Origin of the sequence: Photorhabdus noenieputensis (genome assembly GCF_018448935.1) — a bacterium.
GTDB lineage: Bacteria > Pseudomonadota > Gammaproteobacteria > Enterobacterales > Enterobacteriaceae > Photorhabdus > Photorhabdus noenieputensis.
The window spans coordinates 1-2,654 of sequence record NZ_RCWC01000097.1; the positions used below are offsets into that span (position 1 = coordinate 1).

Annotated in this window: 1 protein-coding gene; it reads right to left on the bottom strand. The window is 54.6% G+C overall.

What is annotated here, in order from left to right; genetic code table 11:
- A partial coding sequence (locus EAE91_RS23225) for a S8 family serine peptidase (protein ID WP_214090507.1) occupies nt 1–2,654 on the bottom strand: 2,654 nt, incomplete at both ends.

Sequence of the window (2,654 nt, forward strand, 5' to 3'; positions counted from 1 at the left end):
GCATTCTTGTAGTCCTTGACACCCGGTTGGGCTGCCACCACAAAAACGTCTGACGCCGCACTGTCATGACTATAGATCGTCCCATTCAAGCTAAATTTCATCTGACCCTGAGCATCGCTAGTGAGCATGACGCCCTTGCCGCCGCCCTTAAGGATCACGGTTCCCAAGCCTTCTTGTGGCTGGAGCGTTGAGGCGTCGCTACTCGTATAAGCCACCGGGGCGATAAAGGTGTCCTGGAACTTGAAGTTCGCCGCACCGATCCCGGCGAGTGTCTGATTTTTCAGGACAATGCTCTGCCCCTTACCCAGATCGACCTTAACATCCGCCCCCTGCTGCGTCAGCAACAGATCGGCAAACGTTTTTCCACGAAATCCGACCAGATCGATGATCTCGCCACGAGCCGCCTCGAAGTTGCTAATGATATCGCTACCCGCCTCACGGCGGTGGACCACAAAGAAGTCCTTGCCCGCACCGCCTGCCAGTGTATTGTTTCCACGCCCGCCATCAAGCAATGCGTCGGTATTACCAGCGACTAACGTATCGTTGCCATCGCCGGTGACAATGTTCTGAATGCCCGACGGATTCTTTATTGTCAACGCTGTGCCGCCAATGTTGGCAACGCCAGTCAGCAAGTTGACCGAGGTATCCCGCGAAACAGCCGCCGCATTGAGGGTATTACGCCCTCCCGCCACGCCATTCACCGCATCATCCAGCACTGCGCGGTTGGCCTGCCCGGCCACCGATTGGATATATTCGTCGGTGTAAAAGTAAGTGTCATCCGAGGTGCTCTTGCTGCCGTACAAACGTAGCGACCAGGCATTTAATGTGACCGGCAGGCCGGAATTCGCATCGCTCACCTGTAGGGTCCAGTTGCCAGCCGAGCGTTCACCAAAATCATGGGTCGACATAAAGCTGTATTTGAACGTCCCCGACTGGCTACTACCTAGGTCAGTCGCACTCGCGCCCGGCGTGCCGTCTGGAGCCTTACCCTGACGATTGAGCAAGATGCTCTGAGTGCCATCAGGAGAGATCAGTTTGAGCGTCAGATCGCCAAGACGGCCTACCTGAGCGTCAAAATCGATCTCGACATGTTCGACATTCAGACCGGCATTCATGGCGATGGATGACGTCAGCGTTTCACCTGCTGCCAAGGTTTTCCCCAGAGGGCCGCTGGATGCGCTATAAACGAACTCGTTGGCAGCGGTGCTTTGAGTCATCCAAGACTCAGCCAAGCGAACAGCGGCTCGCGCATCGATTTGACCGAAACCATAATCGTTGCTGGTATGCATGCCGCCGCCATTCCAGCTATGGCTACTATTATCGCTCCATGCGGTAGATGGGTCATTAATCTTGCGAGCGGATAGAGCAAGGATCTGCTGCACATCCCGATAGCCTAAGTTCGGGTTGGCCTCAAGCATCAACGCAACAACACCGGAAACTATCGGAGCGGCAAAGCTGGTACCTTGCATGCTGGTGTAGTCATTGCCGAAAGTTGAGCCACGTTCGGTTTTCAGCATATAGCTGGTAGACACGACATTGCTGCCCGGTGCCGAAACCAACAGGCTGGCTCCCGGATTGGAGAATGGTGAGGAGCCAATCTGCAAAGTCGACAAATCGCCCTGAGCATTGATTGCACCGACTTCCACCGAAAAGCGGTTGTTATTGGTCAGCGACCCTTGGGCATTGCCGCCTTCTGCACGATGGTTGCCGCCCGCCGCCACGATGACGGTACCCAATCCGCCACGACCATTAGCCGCCGCATACTGCGCATTCATGCTCAGCGACGCGGCAGTATTTATGGAGCCGCCCTGAAAGCTGCTGAGCGCGAAATCGTTGGCAAATCCCCAGCTATTGTTGGCAATATCAAAACTGACCATATGCCCCAGTCCCGCAAGATCGGCACCGTCATTGGCCAGATAATAGCCGCCCAACGTAGCATCATGGGCAACCCCGACGCCACCTGTATTATTCTTCGCCGCGACCATCACACCCGCCACCATTGTCGCGTGGTTGGAGACCACATTCGGCAAGGTGCCATTGGTTTGTTGAGTCTGCAACCAGGCTTTGTCGACATTCGTCGCAAGGTCGGGGTGATTGACATCAAATATTTCAGGCGCGGTGGCAAACTTACCGCCCGGCTCGAACTGACCAATGCGTACACCCTTGCCGGTGTAGTCCTTCCAAACCGGCAGAATGTTGGCATCGCTCAGATACCATTGTTGAGCAGCTAATGGATCGAGCGGGACTTCCGGCGTCAATAATGTAGCAACGGCGCGCATCGGCGCTGTTTCCCCACTGCTTAGATCGACTACCGATGCTGACGGATTCCCGGCTGCGTCAGTTACACCATATTTAAAGCTAATGACACCGGTGTAATTTGCATCCGGCGTAAACAAGACATCGCCCTGGGCTGTGAGTTTGACCGTACCGCCTATCGCATCCCCAACATTGGCAATGCGCAGGGCACCCTGACTGTTAAGATGTTGATCGTTAGCCAACAGACTTTCTGCGGCAATCAGATGTGGCTGAGTACGATCAAAAACCTTGCCGTCCTTGTCGTGAGTGAGGACATCCTCGACAGGCATCGCATTGGGTGTTTGTAAATCAACCGCCGAAATATCTGAAAAATTGAGTTTTTGGATATTTTTCAGCGT